The sequence below is a fragment of the Mesorhizobium sp. M1409 genome (assembly GCF_040317535.1).
In the GTDB taxonomy this organism is placed as follows: domain Bacteria; phylum Pseudomonadota; class Alphaproteobacteria; order Rhizobiales; family Rhizobiaceae; genus Mesorhizobium.
This window is the reverse complement of the sequence record NZ_JAMYKV010000004.1, coordinates 90,944-108,428: the sequence shown is the minus strand read 5'-3', so window position 1 is coordinate 108,428 and position 17,485 is coordinate 90,944. Positions and strand designations below refer to the sequence as shown.

Annotated in this window: 20 protein-coding genes; 18 read left to right on the top strand and 2 right to left on the bottom strand. The window is 62.6% G+C overall.

Annotated elements, in window-relative coordinates; all coding sequences use genetic code 11:
- Positions 1–5: 5 nt before the first annotated feature.
- The gene (locus NKG99_RS05140; protein WP_352864897.1) at positions 6–557 is read right to left on the bottom strand and encodes a DUF2269 family protein; all 552 of its coding nucleotides are present in this window, start codon (positions 555–557) and stop codon (positions 6–8) included.
- 333 nt (positions 558–890) lie between these two features.
- Here NKG99_RS05140 and NKG99_RS05135 point away from each other — a divergent pair, with 333 nt between their 5' ends.
- The 8 genes from NKG99_RS05135 (at position 891) to NKG99_RS05100 (ending at position 5,472) form a co-directional block, all read left to right on the top strand.
- Positions 891–1,271 carry a hypothetical protein gene (locus NKG99_RS05135; protein WP_352864895.1) on the top strand — a complete coding sequence of 127 codons (381 nt, stop codon included), beginning with the start codon at positions 891–893 and terminating at the stop codon, positions 1,269–1,271.
- Between the two features lie 448 nt (positions 1,272–1,719).
- Positions 1,720–2,253, top strand: coding sequence for a protease adaptor protein RcdA (gene rcdA / locus NKG99_RS05130; RefSeq protein WP_352864892.1), 534 nt, complete (start codon positions 1,720–1,722; stop codon positions 2,251–2,253).
- Positions 2,254–2,328: 75 nt separating this feature from the next.
- Positions 2,329–2,838, top strand: coding sequence for a crossover junction endodeoxyribonuclease RuvC (gene ruvC / locus NKG99_RS05125; protein WP_352864890.1), 510 nt, complete (start codon positions 2,329–2,331; stop codon positions 2,836–2,838).
- Positions 2,839–2,901: 63 nt separating this feature from the next.
- The gene (locus tag NKG99_RS05120) at positions 2,902–3,153 is read left to right on the top strand and encodes an AbrB/MazE/SpoVT family DNA-binding domain-containing protein (protein ID WP_224700539.1); all 252 of its coding nucleotides are present in this window, start codon (positions 2,902–2,904) and stop codon (positions 3,151–3,153) included.
- Positions 3,154–3,155: 2 nt separating this feature from the next.
- The gene (locus NKG99_RS05115; RefSeq protein WP_352864888.1) at positions 3,156–3,569 is read left to right on the top strand and encodes a type II toxin-antitoxin system VapC family toxin; all 414 of its coding nucleotides are present in this window, start codon (positions 3,156–3,158) and stop codon (positions 3,567–3,569) included.
- A gap of 15 nt (positions 3,570–3,584) precedes the next feature.
- Positions 3,585–4,205, top strand: a complete 621-nt coding sequence (gene ruvA, locus NKG99_RS05110; protein WP_352864885.1) for a Holliday junction branch migration protein RuvA — start codon at positions 3,585–3,587, stop codon at positions 4,203–4,205.
- Positions 4,206–4,245: 40 nt separating this feature from the next.
- Positions 4,246–5,283, top strand: a complete 1,038-nt coding sequence (gene ruvB, locus NKG99_RS05105) for a Holliday junction branch migration DNA helicase RuvB (RefSeq protein ID WP_352864883.1) — start codon at positions 4,246–4,248, stop codon at positions 5,281–5,283.
- 63 nt (positions 5,284–5,346) lie between these two features.
- A complete protein-coding gene (locus NKG99_RS05100) occupies positions 5,347–5,472 on the top strand; it encodes a hypothetical protein (RefSeq protein WP_352865140.1) in 126 nt (41 codons plus the stop codon).
- A gap of 12 nt (positions 5,473–5,484) precedes the next feature.
- Here NKG99_RS05100 and NKG99_RS05095 read toward each other — a convergent pair whose 3' ends face one another.
- A complete protein-coding gene (locus tag NKG99_RS05095; RefSeq protein WP_352864881.1) occupies positions 5,485–6,735 on the bottom strand; it encodes a glycoside hydrolase family 5 protein in 1,251 nt (416 codons plus the stop codon).
- A 57-nt stretch (positions 6,736–6,792) separates the two neighbouring features.
- Between NKG99_RS05095 and ybgC the strand changes: the two genes are divergently transcribed.
- From ybgC to ftsH, 10 genes are all read left to right on the top strand, one after another.
- Complete coding sequence (gene ybgC / locus NKG99_RS05090; RefSeq protein WP_352864879.1) at positions 6,793–7,269, top strand: tol-pal system-associated acyl-CoA thioesterase; 477 nt, start codon at positions 6,793–6,795, stop codon at positions 7,267–7,269.
- Positions 7,270–7,541: 272 nt separating this feature from the next.
- Positions 7,542–8,252, top strand: coding sequence for a protein TolQ (gene tolQ, locus NKG99_RS05085; protein WP_352864877.1), 711 nt, complete (start codon positions 7,542–7,544; stop codon positions 8,250–8,252).
- A gap of 10 nt (positions 8,253–8,262) precedes the next feature.
- Positions 8,263–8,715 (top strand): protein TolR, encoded by a 453-nt coding sequence (gene tolR, locus NKG99_RS05080; protein ID WP_352864875.1) that lies wholly within the window; start codon positions 8,263–8,265, stop codon positions 8,713–8,715.
- An 8-nt stretch (positions 8,716–8,723) separates the two neighbouring features.
- Positions 8,724–9,881, top strand: coding sequence for a cell envelope integrity protein TolA (gene tolA, locus NKG99_RS05075; protein ID WP_352864872.1), 1,158 nt, complete (start codon positions 8,724–8,726; stop codon positions 9,879–9,881).
- A gap of 40 nt (positions 9,882–9,921) precedes the next feature.
- Positions 9,922–11,232 (top strand): Tol-Pal system beta propeller repeat protein TolB, encoded by a 1,311-nt coding sequence (gene tolB / locus NKG99_RS05070; RefSeq protein WP_352864870.1) that lies wholly within the window; start codon positions 9,922–9,924, stop codon positions 11,230–11,232.
- A gap of 32 nt (positions 11,233–11,264) precedes the next feature.
- Positions 11,265–11,642 (top strand): four helix bundle protein, encoded by a 378-nt coding sequence (locus NKG99_RS05065; RefSeq protein ID WP_352864867.1) that lies wholly within the window; start codon positions 11,265–11,267, stop codon positions 11,640–11,642.
- A 255-nt stretch (positions 11,643–11,897) separates the two neighbouring features.
- Positions 11,898–12,404, top strand: a complete 507-nt coding sequence (pal, locus tag NKG99_RS05060) for a peptidoglycan-associated lipoprotein Pal (RefSeq protein WP_056586484.1) — start codon at positions 11,898–11,900, stop codon at positions 12,402–12,404.
- Positions 12,405–12,627: 223 nt separating this feature from the next.
- Positions 12,628–13,734 (top strand): tol-pal system protein YbgF, encoded by a 1,107-nt coding sequence (gene ybgF, locus NKG99_RS05055; protein ID WP_352864864.1) that lies wholly within the window; start codon positions 12,628–12,630, stop codon positions 13,732–13,734.
- Between the two features lie 52 nt (positions 13,735–13,786).
- Positions 13,787–15,160, top strand: coding sequence for a tRNA lysidine(34) synthetase TilS (gene tilS, locus NKG99_RS05050; RefSeq protein ID WP_352864862.1), 1,374 nt, complete (start codon positions 13,787–13,789; stop codon positions 15,158–15,160).
- Positions 15,161–15,284: 124 nt separating this feature from the next.
- Entirely contained in the window at positions 15,285–17,213 is a 1,929-nt protein-coding gene (gene ftsH, locus NKG99_RS05045; protein ID WP_352864859.1) for an ATP-dependent zinc metalloprotease FtsH, read from the top strand.
- Positions 17,214–17,485 lie beyond the last annotated feature (272 nt).

Sequence of the window (17,485 nt, the reverse complement as noted above, 5' to 3'; positions counted from 1 at the left end):
GAGGGTCAGGCGGCGCTCGGCACGAGGCGACGATTGCCGCCGAAGGCCAGTGCCGCGCCAACCACGACGGCCAGCACCATGCCGGCGAGGATGCCGATGTCATGCGCGGTCGGCTTAAGCACCATGTCGGCAATGATCACCAGCATTACCGCATAGTCGAAGCGTGCCGCGCTCATCATGCGCTCACCGATGGCAAGAACAGCCGGTGTGACGCCCTCCTTGGCGATCATCGCCCCCATGCGCTCGCCGGTCGGCTTGAAGATGAACATGCCGATCGAAAAGGTCGTGGCGTAGCCGGCAAGGCCGATCAGTACCCACAGATCGGAGAAGCCGACCCAGAAACCGCACATGATGAGGCCGAAGATCAGCGTCAGCATCGACATCGGCGCAAAGAACTTGCCGCCCAGTTGGCCGCTGGCGCGCATCGCCTGCAGCTTGTCCTCGATGTTGCCCGCCCGCTCGGCAAGCATGCCGAGCAGGAACAGCACGAAGCCGCCACCGACCCACAGAATGGCCGTGATGACGTGGAGGAATTTAACGATCGAGTACCAGTCCATGGGTTGCTCCTGCGGTGTTCCGGTCGGATTTGCGGCGGCGCTGATTTGCGCCGGCCGTCAGAGGAGCGGGCGTTTAGCGCGGCGCCTGTTTCGAAACGATGTCGCGAAAAACGTGGCTCTGTTTCAGCGCCCTGCCAATGAACGAAGCGGCTGAGATAGTGATTGCGCAATCTGATTTTCTGCTAATGTACGAAATGTCGGGAGGGGTTGGCGCGACATCGTCCGGAAACATTGCCGATGCTAGTGCGCCGACGCCGGGAGCCCGGTGGCGACAACGATCGCCTGACCATCAACCCATTCCCGCAGACGGGAAAGGCAATTCGGGGGACCATTATGCAAGGGGTAGCACGGAATTTCTTCACGTTGGCCATCATCTATGCGCTGTGCGGCATGGCGCTCGGCCTGTACATGGCGATCAGCCAGGATCACGGCCAGATGCCGACCCATGCCCACACGATGGTGGCCGGGTGGCTGATGTCGGCGGTCTTCGCCTTCTTCTACCATCTGTTTCCGGCAATCGGGCAAAAGACGCTCGCCACCGTTCATTTCTGGCTGACTGCAATCAGCGGCATCGGCCTGCTGATCGGCCTCTTTTTCCTGCTTGCCGGCAATGCCGCGATCGAACCGCTGGTGGCGGCCTCTTCGATGGGCTTCTACGTAGCCCTGCTGCTGTTTGCCTTCATCGCCTTGCCGGCGGTCTGGAAGACCGCCTGAACTGAGCATGAGGCAAGATAAAGCTGTGCCGGCCGTCTGGAAGACGGCCTGAACTGAGTGTGAGGTTCGTGCTGTGCTGTTACGGCACAGGACGGCGGCGTTCGGTCAAAAAACATATGCGCTGTTAAGGCTTCATTAAGCTTTACAGGTGTTTACTATGTTCATCCAGTGATCTGGATTCTTACCGAGTGGTTGGAGCCACTTTGTTTGACGCCTCCCTGTTAAACTCCTGAGAGCCGCCTTATCCGCGGCTCTTTTTTTGTTCGCATTTTTCCTTTTGCCCGAATTTCAGATGGGGCGCCCGACATCGGCTCGCCCATTAACCTTCTGTTAAACATGTGCTTGCCTTCACCGGTGACGAAGCGCATTTTCAAGCTTCAGTCAGACGGGTTTCCGGGTGTATCGGCAGGGAGCCGAATCGGCCGGTTGCAAGTGCAGGGACGTATCGATGAACGAGCTTTCGAAGGGCAGTGCGAAAACCGTCAAGCTGGCGGAACGCCGGGTTTTCTCGCAATCCTTCAAGCCGCTTTACCAGGAAGGTATGGGCCTGGTCGAACAGGCGGCCGAATATCTCGATGGCAAGGGCCGCGCCGAGGCGAAGAAGCTGTCCAGGCTGGCGGCCACGCTCTATGCGGCCGAATCGATGCGGCTGACCACCAGGCTTATGCAGGTTGCGTCCTGGCTGCTTTTGCAGCGCGCCGCCAACTCCGGCGAGATGACCCGCGATCAGGTCGCGTCTGAAAAGTCCAAGGTGCGCCTCGATACCGCTTCCGCCCATGACGAAGCCGCCGGCTGGGCCGAACTGCCCGAGGATTTCCTCGACCTCGTCACCCGCTCGCTGCGCCTGCAGGCACTGGTTCGCCGCATGGACGAGGAGATCTATGGCTCCGGCGCGTTGGCCGACATGCAGCCGATGGCTCGCCGCCTCAATCCGGTTTCCGACCAGATCAGCCTGCTCAACACGGCTTTCGCCAGAGGATAGACCTCGGGTACTTCTCTGTTTCCGGTTTGTTCACATTTCGCTGGCATCGCTGTCCATCGGAGGTAGACTGGACGGATGGGGGAAGCGATTCGCATCATCGGTATCGATCCGGGGCTTCGGCGCACCGGCTGGGGCATCGTCGAAAGCCTTGGCAATTCGCTGCGCTTCATTGCTTCCGGCACCGTGAAGTCCGACGACAAGGCGGCTCTGGCGACGCGGCTGTGCCAATTGCATGACGGGCTCGCCGAGATCCTACACACCGCCATGCCGCACGAGGCGGCCGTCGAACAGACCTTCGTCAACAAGGACGCCGTGGCGACGCTGAAGCTCGGCCAGGCGCGCGGCATTGCCATGCTGGTGCCGGCGCGTGCGGGCCTCGTCGTTGCCGAATATGCGCCCAACGCCGTCAAGAAGGCGGTGATCGGCGTCGGCCATGGCGACAAGAAGCAGATCCACATGATGGTGAAGGTGCTGTTGCCGAAAGCCACTTTCGATACCGAACATGCCGCCGATGCGCTGGCCATCGCCATCTGCCACGCGCATCACCGGCAGAGCGTGGCTTACAGGATGGCGCTTGCTGGATAGAGATGTTCTTGACTTGTTCGCATAGTTGGAATATTTCTTACTTGTAAGAACAAGGTATGTTCCATGCGCGTGACGAGCAAAGGCCAAGTGACAATTCCACGGGATCTGCGGGAGACATTCGGGATTGGCGCCAACAGCGAAGTCATCTTTGGCATTGAGGGGGGCAAGATCACGATCACGCCGAAGCACGACAGGGGACGGCTTGCCGATCGCGAAAGACTCGATCGTTTTCTCGCTGCGCTTGATCGGCTTGAAGGCAGCGGCGATCAGACAATGAATGCTGACGATGTCATGGCTTTGACTCGGGATCGCTGATCTTGGCGACACTTGTCGACACCAATGTGCTTATTGATATCGCCGTTCGCGATCCCGTCTGGTCGAAATGGTCGCGGTCAAAAATGGCGGCTGCCCTTGAGAAGGGCAGCCTGGTCATCAATCAGATTATCTACGCCGAGTTTTCGATGCGCTATGAGGCCATCGATGATGTCGATGATGCCTTGCCCCAAGATGAGTTTCGGCGCGAAGGGCTCCCATTCGAAGCGGCCTTTGCGGCGTCGAGAGCGTTTTCGGTCTACCGGCGGCTGGGCGGACCTCGAGAGAGAGTGATGCCCGACTTCCTGATAGGTGCCCACGCTGCCATCCGAGGCTACCCCATTCTTACTCGCGATCCCGTAGGTTTCAGAAAGTACTTTCCAGATGTCGAGCTCATTACGCCCGATACCCACCCTTAACGAGGGCTGCATCCAATGATCGGCAAGCTCAAGGGCACGCTGGATGGGATCGACGAGGATCATTGCCTCGTCGACATCCATGGCGTCGGCTATGTCGCCTATTGCTCGGCGCGTACGCTGGCGGCGCTGCCTTCGATCGGCGAAGCGGTCATGCTGTTCATCGAGACCTATGTGCGCGAGGACATGCTGCGGCTCTACGGCTTCCAGTCGCAGCTCGAGCGCGAGTGGTTCCGGCTCTTGATGAACAACGTGCCGGGCGTCGGCGCCAAGGTGGCGCTGGCCATCCTGTCGACGCTGGCGCCGGCCGACCTCGCCAATGCCATTGCGCTGCGTGACATCGCCATGGTTTCGCGCGCACCCGGCGTCGGCAAGAAGGTGGCCGAGCGCATCGTCACCGAGTTGAAGAACAAGTCGCCGGCCTATGCCGGGACCGCTTCGGGCACCATCGGCCTCAAGCAGGAGCTCGGCGACGGCGTGGCATCCGCGCCGATCACCGACGCCGTCTCGGCACTGGTCAATCTCGGCTATTCGCGCGACACGGCCGCCAATGCAGTGGCGGCTGCGCTGAAGACGGCGGGCGGGGACGCGGATGCGCCGAAGCTGATCCGTTTCGGGTTGAAGGAACTGGCACGGTGAGTCGCTTGTTCAGCTCCTTGCCGTGTGCAAGGAAGGCGTTATGAGCCTGTCGCCCCGCCTGATTGCGCCGGAAAAACGCGGCGAGGATGCCGAGCAGACCTTGCGGCCGCAGACGCTTGACGATTTCGTCGGCCAGGCGGCGGTGCGGGCCAATCTCAAAGTGTTCATCGAGGCCGCCAAGGGCCGCAACGAGGCGCTCGACCATGTGCTGTTCGTCGGACCACCTGGCCTCGGCAAGACAACGCTGGCGCAGATCATGGCACGTGAACTCGGCGTCAATTTCCGCTCGACCTCCGGCCCGGTCATCGCCAAGGCCGGCGACCTCGCGGCACTGCTGACCAATCTCGAAGAAGGCGACGTGCTGTTCATCGACGAGATCCACCGGCTGAGCCCGGCGGTGGAGGAAATCCTCTATCCGGCGATGGAGGATTTCCAGCTCGACCTGATCATCGGCGAGGGGCCGGCGGCGCGCTCGGTCAAGATCGATCTCGCCCGCTTCACCCTGGTCGCCGCCACAACGCGACTTGGCCTGCTCACCAACCCGCTGCGCGACCGTTTCGGCATTCCGGTGCGGCTCAATTTCTACACGGTCGAGGAGCTGGAGCAGATCGTGCGGCGCGGCGCGCGCATCCTGCAAATGCCGCTCGGCGATGATGGCGCACTGGAGATCGCGCGGCGTGCGCGCGGCACGCCACGCATCGCCGGCCGGCTGCTGCGCCGCGTGCGCGATTTCGCCTCGGTCGCCGGCGACGGCCATGTCGACCGCAAGATCGCCGACGAGGCGCTTACCCGGCTGGAGGTCGACGCGCTCGGCCTCGACGCGCTCGACCGCCGGTACCTGTCGATGATCGCGCGCAATTTCGGCGGCGGGCCGGTCGGCATCGAAACGATCGCCGCCGGCCTGTCCGAGCCGCGCGACGCCATCGAGGACATCATCGAGCCCTATCTCATCCAGCAGGGTTTCATCCAGCGCACGCCGCGCGGCCGGATGCTGACGGCCAATGCCTGGCGCCATCTCGGCCTCGACGCGCCGAAGGACCTGGCGCAGCGGCAGATCAACCTGTTCCAGGAAGAGTAATTTTCCAACGCGCCGCTACGTCTGCGCAAACTCTCCTCGTCCTGGTCGGCTTGCCGGCGAGCCATGACAACCAGATGTGGGTTCCTGCGGCTGATCGGCAGGTTGATCGTCTCCGGCGGCCTCGGCTTCAGCATTCTGCCGGTGCGTTTTGGGATGCGCCCCGAAATCCTGTCGATCGAGCTTGGCTAAATCCAAGTCGCCTCAGTGAAGCGACTTGATCGTGTCCAGCACATCCGGCTCGGCCTTGTCGCCGCTGAAGGCATCGACGATGCCGAAGGCGCCACCATAGCTCCACACCGACCATGAGAAGCCATGCGCTTCGGCGCGCGCGATCATGTCCCTGACATAGGCGGCCCGGTACTCGGCCGGCATCACATAGGCGTTGCCGTATTCCTGGCGGATCATGCCGAATTCGCCCAGCGTGATGTTTTCGGGCTTGACGCCGTTGGCCTTCGCCCACGCCTCGACCTTTTTGAACGGCGCATCCATCAAGCCGAGCAGCTTGTCGGGACTGTCCATGCTGGCGACCTGTTCGTCGAGATAGGCAAGCAGGCCGCTCTGCCGAGCCCATGGCGCCTCTGCCTTGATCCTGGCGCGGATGGTGTCGAGTGTCACGTCGAGCTGCGCCCGCGGCACCGCGGTCAGCGGATAGGGCAGGCCGGTCACATACGGGATGAAGTCGCCGGCCCAGGTCGCACCCTGATGGGTCAGCAGGAACGGATCGTAGGAGTGGAAGGTCCAGATGACATTGTCGTCCCGGATCGCCTTCGGATCGATCTTCTCAAGCGACGAGGCGGCGGAATAGCAGGCGCCGGTCAGCACCAGGGTCAGTTTCGTCGCCGAGGATCGCGCCGCGGCGAACAGTTTGCGCTGGCGGTCCGGCCACAGGCTGGTGCCGTCGCTGTCGCAATCGACGATCGGTTCGTTCATCGGTTCGAAAGCGACATGGGCGGGATCTTCGCTCGCCAGCGTGCGGGCCATCCTGCGCACCATCTCGACATAGTCGTCGAAGGTTTGCGGGTCGTCCATCACTTGCGCCATGCCGATCTTGCGGCTGCCGCCGGCCGAGGTCAGGTGCATGTCGACGACCACCTTCAGCCCGGCGCGGTTTATCATCCGCACCGAGTCCAGCACGCTGGCATAGAGGTCGTCGCGCAACGCCACGGTCTGGCCGGACAGGAACGGAGATGGATCGACCGGCATGCGCAGGAAATCGAAGCCCGCGTCCTTCAGTGCCTTGAGATCGTCTTCCCCAAGGAATTTGCGCCATTCGGGGTAGGGCAGGATGGCCTTGGCGTCGCCCCACTGGTCCTCGCCTGGCCAAGTGACCCACTGGTCCAGATTGAGGCCGCGCTTCATCGAGAAGGTCGCCGCATGGCTGGGCCACACCAACGCCGTGAGCACAAACAACACCGCCGTCAAGGTCTTGATCATCGCCGTCAACAGTGCCATCCGATGCTATGCCACGCGGGAAACAGGTGCCTCGTCGGGACTGAAAAAGGAAGCGCAATGGGCGATCATGGTGAATCGGCGACGCTGCTGGCCGGGCTTTCCGGCGCGCTGACGGCGTTCGGCCACCGGCTGATGGCGCGGGTCTACTACGCCGACACCGATTTCTCGGGTGTCGTCTATCATGCGCGTTATCTCGAATTCTTCGAACGCGGCCGCTCCGACTATCTGAGACTCACTGGCGTGCATCACACCGAACTTGCCGAAGGCAAGCATGGCGAAAAAATTGTTTGGGTGGTGCGGCGCATGGAGATCGATTTTCGCGGTCCCGCCCGCATCGACGACATCCTGACGGTCGATACAAGCACCGAGGATATTTCCGGCGCGCGCATCTTCATGGCGCAAAAGCTCAAGCGCGGCGACGAGGTGCTGGTCGAGGCCAAGGTCGAGGCGGCGATCATCGGCGAGAATGGCCGCCCAAGGCGCTTTCCGAGGGAATGGGTGGCGGCGTTCATGCCCAAGGCCGCTGCTGACTAGCCCCATTGTGATCAATAGGGATGGCTTGCGCCTTGCCACTGGGCGTGGCAATGCGCCGCGCCTTATATACTAACCCATCCTTAACCATAACGGTTCATGAAGAGATTGGTGAAGATTGGCGTGATCGTGCGCCTTCCTTTCACCAACATTTGCCCCGAAAAGGCCGCTAACGGCACAGTTTGGGGTTGTTCCGGTAGCTTCGTGCGACCGACCACAAGGGATGCCAGGGGCCAGCCGCCAGCTTCGCCCGGAAAAATCTTAAGGACGTAACGATGGAAAATATCGCACTCGCCGATCCGGGCGCGCAATTGTCGGTTTGGGCGCTGTTCAGTCAGGCCAGCTGGGTGGTCAAGCTGGTCATGATCGGCTTGCTCTGCGCTTCGGTCTGGACCTGGGCGATCATCGTCGACAAGCTGGTCTCCTATGCCCGCATGCGAATGTCGCTCAACCGGTTCGAGCAGGTGTTCTGGTCGGGGCAGTCGCTGGAGGAGCTTTACCGGACGCTCGCCGACCGCAAGACCACCGGCATGGGCGCCATTTTCGTGGCCGCGATGCGCGAGTGGAAGAAGAGCTTCGAGAAGGGCGCCAAGTCGCCGCTCGGGCTGCAGACCCGCATCGACAAGGCGATGGACCTAGCGCTGACCCGCGAAATGGAAAAGCTGGAGGGCCGCCTCGGCTTCCTCGCCACCACCGGCTCGGCGGCACCCTTCATCGGCCTGTTCGGCACCGTCATCGGCATCATGACCTCGTTCCAGGCGATTGCCGGTTCCAAGAACACCAGTCTCGCGGTGGTTGCGCCCGGCATTGCCGAAGCGCTGCTGGCGACGGCCATCGGCCTGCTCGCCGCCATCCCCGCCGTCATCGCCTACAACAAGCTGTCGTCCGACGCGAGCAAGATAGCGGTGCGCATGGAAGGGTTCTCCGACGAGTTCTCCGCCATACTCTCGCGCCAAATCGATGAAAAAGTGGCCCCCAAGGCCTGAGGAGTAGCAGATGGGTATGTCCATGGGCATGGGAGGGCGCGGCGGGCGCGGCCACAGGCGGCGCGGCCGTCACCATGCACTAATGTCGGAGATCAACGTCACGCCGATGGTCGACGTGATGCTTGTGCTGCTGATCATCTTCATGGTCGCCGCACCGATGCTGACGGTCGGCGTGCCGATCGACCTGCCGGATACGCAGGCCAAGGCGATGAATGCCGACACGCAGCCGATCACCGTCTCGATCAACGCCACCGGCCAGATCTACCTGCAGGAAACCGAGATCCCGATCGAGGAACTGGTGGCCAAGCTGCAGGCGATCTCGAAGACCGGTTATGAAGAGCGCATCTTCATCCGTGGCGACAAGTCCACCGACTATGGCACGGCGATGAAGGTGATGGCCCGCATTTCGGCCGCCGGTTACAAGAATATCGGCCTCGTTTCGTTGCAGGAACAGGATCAGTAGACAAGAAGATGAAGACCGGCCTCACCACATCGGTGATCTTGCATGCGGCGGCGCTGACCTTCGGCCTGTTCACGCTGACGGCGCCGGCCGCGCTTCCGTCCTCCGACGTCGAGTCGGTAGCGGTCGATATCGTGCCGATGGAAGCCATCGCGCAGACATTGCAGGGCGACAAGAAGGCCGTGATGCATGAAAAGCCTGCACCTGTGCCGACGCAGCGTCCGGACATCGTGCCGGATGCGCAGAAGGTCGGCGAGAACAGCGTCGATACCGACAAGCCGATAACGCCGGAAGCCAAGCCCAAGCCCGTCGACATGACATCGGCTCCGCCGCCCGCGCCGACACCGATCGAAAAGCCGAAGCCCGAGGACGTGCCGAAGCCTCAGGAAAAGCCCAAGCCCACGCCGGCAACGGAAGTGGCGCCGGCACCGACGCCCAAGGAAGAGGTCAAGCCCGAGCCGGTCAAGCAGGTCGACCCCAAGCCGACACCGGCCAAGCCGGCGCCGACCCCGCCGCCGCAGGACAAGACCGCGGCAATAGATCCGACGCCCGAGGTCAAGCCTGACGCCGTCGCCGAAGCCATAGCGCAGGAGCCGCCCACCGAAGCGACACAACTGCCGGACTCGGCACCCGCGCCGGAAGCCCGGCCGAAGCCGCAGCCGGCACAGGCCGAAAGCGCCAAGGCGCCGGACCGCAAGGATGCCGACAAGCCGGTCAAGGAAGCCTCGTCGAAGCCGAAGTCCGACGACAAGCAATTCAACGCCGACGAGATTTCCGCTCTTCTCGACAAGCAGAAGCCCTCGGGCGGCGGCGCCAAGCGCTCGACCCAGCAGGCGTCGCTCGGCGGCGACAAGGATCAGGGCCAGAAGCTTTCCAGGTCGGAAATGGGCGCCCTGGAAAGCCAGCTCGGCGGCTGCTGGACCCTTCCCGCGGGCCTTGAAGGTTCCGAGAACTTCGTCGTCGTGGTGCGGTTCAACCTGGATGCCTCCGGCAAGCTGGACGGGCGACCGGCGGTCGAAAAGTCAAGCGGAAACCGTCAGTTCGACGAAAGTGCCGTTCGCGCGGTGCAAAAATGCGATGTCACCGGCCTGCAGGTTCCCGCGGGCAAGCAGGATATCTGGGCCGACGTCCGCGTCACCTTCGATCCAAGGGAGATGCTGGGCCTCTAGGGCCCGCGTATCCGAAAATCAGTACGAGAAGCGAGAAGACATGAAATCAATCCTCAAGCCGCTCCTGATGGTCGCAGCAATGGCGATGGGCATGACCGCTGTCGGCACGTTGCCGGCGCTGGCGCTCGTCGAGCTCAACGTCAACAAGGGCAATGTGGAGCCGCTGCCGATCGCCATCACCGATTTCCAGGGCGGCGACGCGCTTGGCGCGCAGATTTCGCAGATCGTCACCGCCGACCTGAAGCGCTCGGGGCTGTTCGCGCCAATCGACAAGAGCGCCTTTATCGAGAAGATCACCAACCCGGATGCAGCGCCGCGCTTCGACGACTGGAAGGTCATCAACGCGCAGGCCTTGGTCACCGGCAGCGTCAGCAAGGAAGCCGACGGCCGTATCCGCGCCCAGTACCGGTTGTGGGATACGTTTGCCGGCCAGCAGATGTCCGGCGAGCAGTTCTTCGCCAACGACGCCAATCAGCGGCGTGTCGCCCACATCATCGCCGACGCCATCTATGAGCGGCTGACCGGCGAAAAAGGCTATTTCGACACCCGCGTTGTCTTCATCGACGAATCCGGCGCCAAGAACGCGCGCAAGAAGCGCCTCGCCATCATGGACCAGGACGGCGCCAACATCCGCTATCTCTCGGATGGCAAGTCGATCGTGCTGACGCCGCGTTTCTCGCCGAACCGGCAGGAAATCACCTACATGTCCTATGAGAGCGGTCAGCCGCGGGTCTACCTGCTGCAGATCGAGACCGGCCAGCGTGAACTGGTCGGAAATTTCCCCGGGATGACCTTTGCGCCGCGCTTTTCGCCAGACGGCCAGAAGGTGATCATGAGCCTGCTGCGCGACGACGGCAATTCCAACATCTTCGCCATGGATCTGCGCAGCCGTTCAACGACGCGGCTGACCAATTCGACCGCCATCGACACCTCGCCGTCCTATTCGCCCGACGGCAGCAAGGTGGTGTTCACCTCCGACCGCGGCGGCCGTGCGCAGATCTACGTGATGGGCGCCGACGGCTCGGGCCAGACCCGCATCTCCTTCGGCGACGGTGTCTACTCGACGCCGGTGTGGTCACCGCGCGGCGACCTGATCGCCTTCACCAAGCAGACTGGCGGCGAATTCCAGATCGGCGTCATGAAAACCGACGGCTCGGGCGAGCGCATCCTGTCCTCAGGCTTCCAGCAGGAGGGGCCGACCTGGGCGCCGAACGGCCGCGTGCTGATGTTCTTCCGCGACTCCGCCGGTGGGCCAAAGCTGATTTCGGTCGATCTTACCGGGCGTAACGAGCAGTCGATCCCGACGGCGAATTTCGCTTCGGACCCGGCCTGGTCGCCGCTGCTGGAGTAAGGGACGAATTGGAGAAATGAAGAATTGAAGAGATGGAGAAACCGGGAAGTTATATCAAGCGCGCGAGGGATTTAGAGGTATATAAACGCGCTTATGCAATTTCTCTTGAGGTGCACAGGGCCACGCTTGCTTTCCCGAAGATGGAGCAATACGCACTGGCTGACCAGTTGCGCCGTTCCAGCAAGGGAATCTGCGCCAATCTGGCTGAAGGGTTCGCCAAACAGACGCACTCCAAACCCGAATTCGCACGTTTCATTTCGATGGCGATGGGGTCATGCAGCGACGTGGAGACATGGATATCCTACGCGTTCGATCTGGAATACATCAGCCGAGCGCAGTGCGACGAGTGGCTGCAAGCATATGCGCATGTCCACGGCATGCTGATCAATCTGAGAGAAAAGCTGAAGTGAATTGTCCCATCGGGTTCCTCATTTCTTCAATTCCTCAGCTCTTCAATTCCCCTTTTTCCATCACCTCGTCGCGTTTTTGCCGCATTTCCGCCTAGGGTCCGCGCCAACTGTGGCTCATGGCCAAACAGCTGCGGACGGGCAGCTTATACCAAAATTTAACCGTGTTTCTTGAATGCCGGTTAACCCAAACGTGGTTACTGGGTGATCAACGAAATCACTCGAATACGATCACTCGAAATACGAAGGAGAGGCGGCATGGGCCGTATCGCAGCACTTACCAGAAACCCGGTCATGATCGCGCTGGTGGCGATGCTCGCCATCGCCGGTTGCGCCTCGAAGAAGACGCCGAACAACGCGGCCGATCTTGGCCTCAACGGCGCCGGCGCGGCAACGCCCGGATCTGCGCAGGACTTCACCGTCAACATCGGCGACCGTATCTTCTTCGATACGGATTCGACCTCGATCCGTGCCGATGCGCAGACGACGCTGGCTCGTCAGGCACAGTGGCTGAACCAGTACAAGCAGTATGCCATCGTCATCGAAGGCCATGCCGACGAGCGCGGCACGCGTGAATACAATCTGGCGCTCGGCGCCCGCCGCGCCGCCGCCACCCGCGACTTCCTCGTGGCCAAGGGTGTTTCTGCCAGCCGTCTCAAGACCATCTCATACGGCAAGGAACGTCCGGTCGCGGTGTGCGACGACATCTCCTGCTGGTCGCAGAACCGCCGTGCGGTCACCACGCTCAGCGGCGCCGGTTCCTGAGGCGTCGCGCGGCCGGTCGCGCCTCAAGAAATGCGCGGCGTACAGCGGTAAAAATGCAACATACCTATGCGAAAGGCGGCCTCCGGGCCGCCTTTTTCATATCCGGATGCCCGAAACAAAATTTGGCCGAAGTCTCGGCTCCTGCTATGAGCCGAGGGCGCTTGGCTGGTCCCATTCTGATTGGAAGGCGCGAACAAGCTAACGAAATCACGGCGAGAGGCACATGCATTTGAGATCGGTTCTGAGCGGCACGCTTGCGCTGCTGCTCCTATCAGGCGTCACCGCCCTGGCTAGCGGCTTGGGGGCTAGCGGCACAGGGCAATCAACCGACAGCGGCTTTTCCTTCCATCTGCCCAGCATCGAATTGCCCAGCATTTTCGGTCAAAAGAAAAAACAGGATCAGGTCCAGATGGTGCAGTCCGATCCTGCCGCCGTCACCAGCCTGGAAGAGCAGTTGCGGCAGATGAACGGCAAGATCGAGGAACTCAATTTCCAGGTCCTGCAGATGCAGGAGCAGATTCGCAAGCAGCAGGAAGACAACGAATTCCGCTTCCAGCAGCTTGAAGGCGGCACGCAAGGAGCACAGCCGCCGGCACAGAAGAAATCAGACGCCACCACCGGCACCGACACCAACGTGGCAGCGGCCCCGGCAACACAGGCGCCGGCCGATGCCGGCGCCGCGCCCGGCAACAACCAGTCAGCAGGCGGCAAGACGGTCGAGGACGTCATCGTCGAATCGCCCGATGGCGACCCCGGCAAGATGATTCCCGGTACGGGAGCGCCTGAAAAGACCTTCGGAACCATCACCGTCGACAAGAACGGCAATGTCGTCGATGCCGGCGGCAACACCCAGTCGACCACGCCGGCGCAGGAAACCGCGCCTGCCACCGGCGCGCCTCCCAAGGCCGGCAAATCCGATACGGTGATCGCCGCGTTGCCCGCCACCAACGATCCGGAGGAGCTCTACCGCAACTCCTATCAGTTCATCCTCTCGGGTGATTACGGCACTGCCGAACAGGGTTTTCGCGACCACATCGCCCGCTTCCCCAGGGATGCGAAGACGGCGGACGCGCATTACTGGCTGGGCGAGTCGCTGCTCGGCCAGCAGAAATACCGCGACGCCGCGGAGACTTTCCTTGCCGCCAGCAAGGACTACCCCAAGGCCAAGAAGGCTCCCGACATGTTGCTGAAGCTCGGCGTGTCGCTGGTCGGCCTCAAGCAGCACGACGTTGCCTGCGCCACCTTCAGCGAGGTCGGCAAGCGCTACCCTGATATTTCCAGTGCGCTCAAGGAACGCGTCAAGCAGGAGAAGGCCCTGGCTGCGTGCTGATCTTTCTGATGCATGTCGTTGTCCCGGGGCCACTTTTGGGCGACACGCATTGATGCTCGACATCGAGCCTGAATTTTCGACCAGAATTTTTTCGCACATCGATTTTACCAGCGGCGCTGTTGCGGCCGTGTCCGGCGGCAGCGACTCGACCGCCCTGCTCCTTCTTCTAAAATACCATCTCGACCGCACGGCGCCGGCAACCAAGCTGCTGGCGGTGACGATCGACCACGGGTTGCGAGCCGGTTCGGCAGCGGAAGCGCAAGCGGTGGCGAAGCTGTGCGCGACATACGGAATTTCACACCGCATCATGACGTGGTCGGGCCTCAAGCCGCCGACCGGCCTGCCTGCAGCGGCGCGCGAAGTGCGCTACCGGCTGCTGGCCGAGGCAGCACAAGCGGAAGGCATCGGCCTGATCCTGACCGGCCATACCGCCGACGACCAGGCGGAAACGGTGCTGATGCGGCAAGCACGGGATGATGGCCGAGAGTTTGCCGGTATGGCGGGCCGTGGACTTGCCGGCATGGCGCCGGCTACCTTGTATGATTGGCGCAGCTGGATCGTGCGGCCGCTCCTCGGTGAGCGGCGCTCGACACTGCGCGACGTCCTGCGGCGTCGAAATGTCGACTGGGCCGACGACCCGACCAATGTCGACGAGGCTTTCGAGCGGCCGCGCATGCGCGCTATGCTCGCCGGCCGGGACGGCGTGCGGCGCATCGATGATGCGCTGGCGCTGGCCGCGCACGAGGGCAAGGCGCGCCGGCAGCTTGGCCTCGCAGCCGCGGACTTGATTCGCCGTTTCGCGGCTCAGCCTGGGGCGGGGCTCGTTCGTCTCGATCCGGGTTTTTTGAGCACCGGTGACGATCGGGCAGCCGTCTATGCGTTGCGCATCCTGCTGGCCACCACCGGCGGGATCCCCTTCCTGCCGGATCAGGCCCGCGGCGAGGCGCTGTTCGGCCGGCTCAAGGCCGGATTTCTTTGCGCCACATTGTCGCGGACGGTTGTCGATTTCCGGCGCGCCGGCATCTTCCTGCGGCGCGAGGCGCGCGGCTTGCCCGCAGCAGCTGCCGCCGACAGCACCCTGTGGGATGGTCGCCGGCACATCACATTGAACGACAGCAGCGGCGCATTGTTGATTGCCCCGTTCGGTACGGCGGCGGCGAAGCGGCTGGCAATGGGCGACGGAAAAATCCCGCCGAGCCTGATGCGCGCCGCACTCGCCGCCGAGCCGGCATTGTGGCGATCCGGTGAATGCCTTGGATTGCCCGGGCATGGAACCGTGTCCGCGACGGTTGAAGCGCGGCCGGTCGTTGCGCCCTTCGCCCGCTTTCTGCCGTCCTTCGACCTGGCGCCGGCGCGGGCCGTCGCCAGGCTGATTGGCGCTGCCCCGGTCCCGCCCTTGCCTTTCCGCGGCCACAGTGCCGGTTGATGGTGGGCGAAAGCTTAACCCCGACGTGCTGTTATGCTTGGCAAGGGGAGGTGCTCTCCCTATGTTAGGCGCAAGTTTCCTCTCATGACGCGTGTCCGCCCCGCGGACGCCAACGGGACAATTGATGAATCCGAACTATCGCAACCTCGCGCTCTGGGCGATCATAGCGGTCCTGCTCATCGCCCTGTTCAATCTGTTCCAGACGCCGCAGACGCGAGGGGCCTCCAGCGATGTGCCGTATTCGCAGTTCCTGCAGGACGTCGCGGCGGGCCGGGTCAAGACGGTGACCATCGCCGGAGCCCGCATCACCGGCACCTACACCGACAATGCCAGCGGCTTCCAGACCTATTCGCCCGGCGATCCGTCGCTGGTCTCGCGGCTGCAGGACAAGAACGTCACCATCAATGCGCGGCCTGAGAGTGACGGCTCCAATTCGCTGTTCGGCTATCTGATCTCATGGCTGCCGATGATCCTCATCCTCGGCGTCTGGATATTCTTCATGCGCCAGATGCAGTCCGGCTCCGGGCGCGCCATGGGCTTCGGCAAGTCGAAGGCCAAGCTGCTCACCGAAGCGCATGGCCGCGTCACCTTCCAGGATGTCGCCGGCGTCGACGAAGCCAAGCAAGATCTGGAAGAGATCGTCGAGTTCCTGCGCGATCCGCAGAAGTTCCAGCGGCTCGGCGGCAAGATTCCGCGCGGTGTGCTGCTTGTCGGTCCTCCGGGAACCGGCAAGACGCTGCTCGCCCGTTCGGTCGCCGGCGAAGCCAATGTGCCGTTCTTCACAATTTCCGGTTCGGACTTCGTCGAGATGTTCGTCGGCGTCGGTGCAAGCCGCGTCCGCGACATGTTCGACCAGGCCAAGAAGAATGCGCCCTGCATAATCTTCATCGACGAAATCGACGCCGTCGGCCGCCATCGCGGCGCTGGCCTCGGCGGCGGCAATGACGAACGCGAGCAGACGCTGAACCAGCTGCTGGTCGAAATGGATGGCTTCGAATCAAACGAAAGCATCATCCTGATCGCCGCCACCAACCGTCCCGACGTGCTCGATCCGGCACTGCTCAGGCCAGGCCGCTTCGACCGCCAGGTCGTGGTGCCGAACCCCGACATCGTCGGCCGCGAGAAGATCCTCAAGGTGCATGTGCGCAACGTGCCGCTGGCACCCAATGTCGACCTCAAGGTGATCGCGCGCGGTACGCCCGGCTTCTCCGGTGCCGACCTGATGAATCTCGTCAACGAGTCCGCGCTGATGGCGGCACGCCGCAACAAGCGCCTCGTCACCATGGCCGAATTCGAGGACGCCAAGGACAAGATCATGATGGGCGCCGAGCGTCGTTCGTCGGCCATGACGCAGGCCGAGAAGGAGCTCACCGCCTACCATGAGGCCGGTCATGCCATTCTCGCGCTCAACGTGCCGTCGGCCGACCCGCTGCACAAGGCCACCATCATCCCGCGTGGCCGGGCGCTCGGCATGGTCATGCAGTTGCCGGAAGGCGACCGCTATTCGATGAGCTACAAATACATGATCTCGCGTCTCGCCATCATGATGGGTGGCCGTGTCGCCGAGGAGTTCAAGTTCGGTAAGGAAAACATCACCTCGGGCGCCTCCTCGGACATCGAGCAGGCGACCAAGCTGGCCCGCGCCATGGTCACGCGCTGGGGTTTTTCCGACAAGCTTGGCCATGTCGCTTACGGCGACAACCAGGAGGAAGTGTTCCTCGGCCATTCAGTGGCGCGCACGCAGAACGTCTCGGAAGAGACCGCGCAGATCATCGACGCCGAAGTGCGCCGCCTGATCGACGAGGCCTATTCGACGGCGAAGTCCATCCTGACCAAGAAGAAGAAGGAATGGATCGCGTTGGCGCAAGGCCTGCTGGAATACGAGACGCTGTCCGGCGAGGAGATCAAGCAGTTGATCGCCGGCCACAAGCCCGCGCGCGACCTCGGCGACGACACGCCGCCAAGCCGGGGCTCGGCCGTGCCGAAGTCCGGCGGCCGGCGCAAGAAGGGACCGGAGCCGGAAGGCGGCATGGAACCGCAGCCATCGAGCTGAGTTCGACAAGAAATTGATTTTAGAAACGCCGCGGCATGGTCCGCGGCGTTTTTTTGCTTGGAGGCTGTGCCGCTCGTCTGCCTAGCTTAAAGGTGGGCCAATTGTTGAAGCCGGCGCTGCCCCTCATCTGCCTGCCGGCATCTTCTCCCCGTATAGTGACTGTGTAGTGACGGAGAGAAGTGCGCCGCCTCCCGGCGATTTCGCCAATCACCTGCGTTGCCAGGATGGCGCCGGCGTTGCGGTCAGCTACTTTCTCCCCGCCACTATACGGG

Bases quoted from the DNA above. Each gene is read 5' to 3' on its own strand.
- NKG99_RS05065 (WP_352864867.1), top strand. From the start codon at position 11,265: ATGGAGAAACCGGGAAGTTATATCAAGCGCGCGAGGGATTTAGAGGTA.
- ybgC (WP_352864879.1), top strand. From the start codon at position 6,793: ATGGGCGATCATGGTGAATCGGCGACGCTGCTGGCCGGGCTTTCCGGC.
- ybgF (WP_352864864.1), top strand. From the start codon at position 12,628: ATGCATTTGAGATCGGTTCTGAGCGGCACGCTTGCGCTGCTGCTCCTA.
- NKG99_RS05135 (WP_352864895.1), top strand. From the start codon at position 891: ATGCAAGGGGTAGCACGGAATTTCTTCACGTTGGCCATCATCTATGCG.
- ruvA (WP_352864885.1), top strand. From the start codon at position 3,585: ATGATCGGCAAGCTCAAGGGCACGCTGGATGGGATCGACGAGGATCAT.
- NKG99_RS05120 (WP_224700539.1), top strand. From the start codon at position 2,902: ATGCGCGTGACGAGCAAAGGCCAAGTGACAATTCCACGGGATCTGCGG.
- tolQ (WP_352864877.1), top strand. From the start codon at position 7,542: ATGGAAAATATCGCACTCGCCGATCCGGGCGCGCAATTGTCGGTTTGG.
- NKG99_RS05140 (WP_352864897.1), bottom strand. From the start codon at position 557: ATGGACTGGTACTCGATCGTTAAATTCCTCCACGTCATCACGGCCATT.
- pal (WP_056586484.1), top strand. From the start codon at position 11,898: ATGGGCCGTATCGCAGCACTTACCAGAAACCCGGTCATGATCGCGCTG.
- tolB (WP_352864870.1), top strand. From the start codon at position 9,922: ATGAAATCAATCCTCAAGCCGCTCCTGATGGTCGCAGCAATGGCGATG.
- ruvB (WP_352864883.1), top strand. From the start codon at position 4,246: ATGAGCCTGTCGCCCCGCCTGATTGCGCCGGAAAAACGCGGCGAGGAT.
- rcdA (WP_352864892.1), top strand. From the start codon at position 1,720: ATGAACGAGCTTTCGAAGGGCAGTGCGAAAACCGTCAAGCTGGCGGAA.
- tolR (WP_352864875.1), top strand. From the start codon at position 8,263: ATGGGTATGTCCATGGGCATGGGAGGGCGCGGCGGGCGCGGCCACAGG.
- NKG99_RS05095 (WP_352864881.1), bottom strand. From the start codon at position 6,735: ATGGCACTGTTGACGGCGATGATCAAGACCTTGACGGCGGTGTTGTTT.
- ftsH (WP_352864859.1), top strand. From the start codon at position 15,285: ATGAATCCGAACTATCGCAACCTCGCGCTCTGGGCGATCATAGCGGTC.
- tolA (WP_352864872.1), top strand. From the start codon at position 8,724: ATGAAGACCGGCCTCACCACATCGGTGATCTTGCATGCGGCGGCGCTG.
- ruvC (WP_352864890.1), top strand. From the start codon at position 2,329: ATGGGGGAAGCGATTCGCATCATCGGTATCGATCCGGGGCTTCGGCGC.
- NKG99_RS05100 (WP_352865140.1), top strand. From the start codon at position 5,347: ATGACAACCAGATGTGGGTTCCTGCGGCTGATCGGCAGGTTGATCGTC.
- tilS (WP_352864862.1), top strand. From the start codon at position 13,787: ATGCTCGACATCGAGCCTGAATTTTCGACCAGAATTTTTTCGCACATC.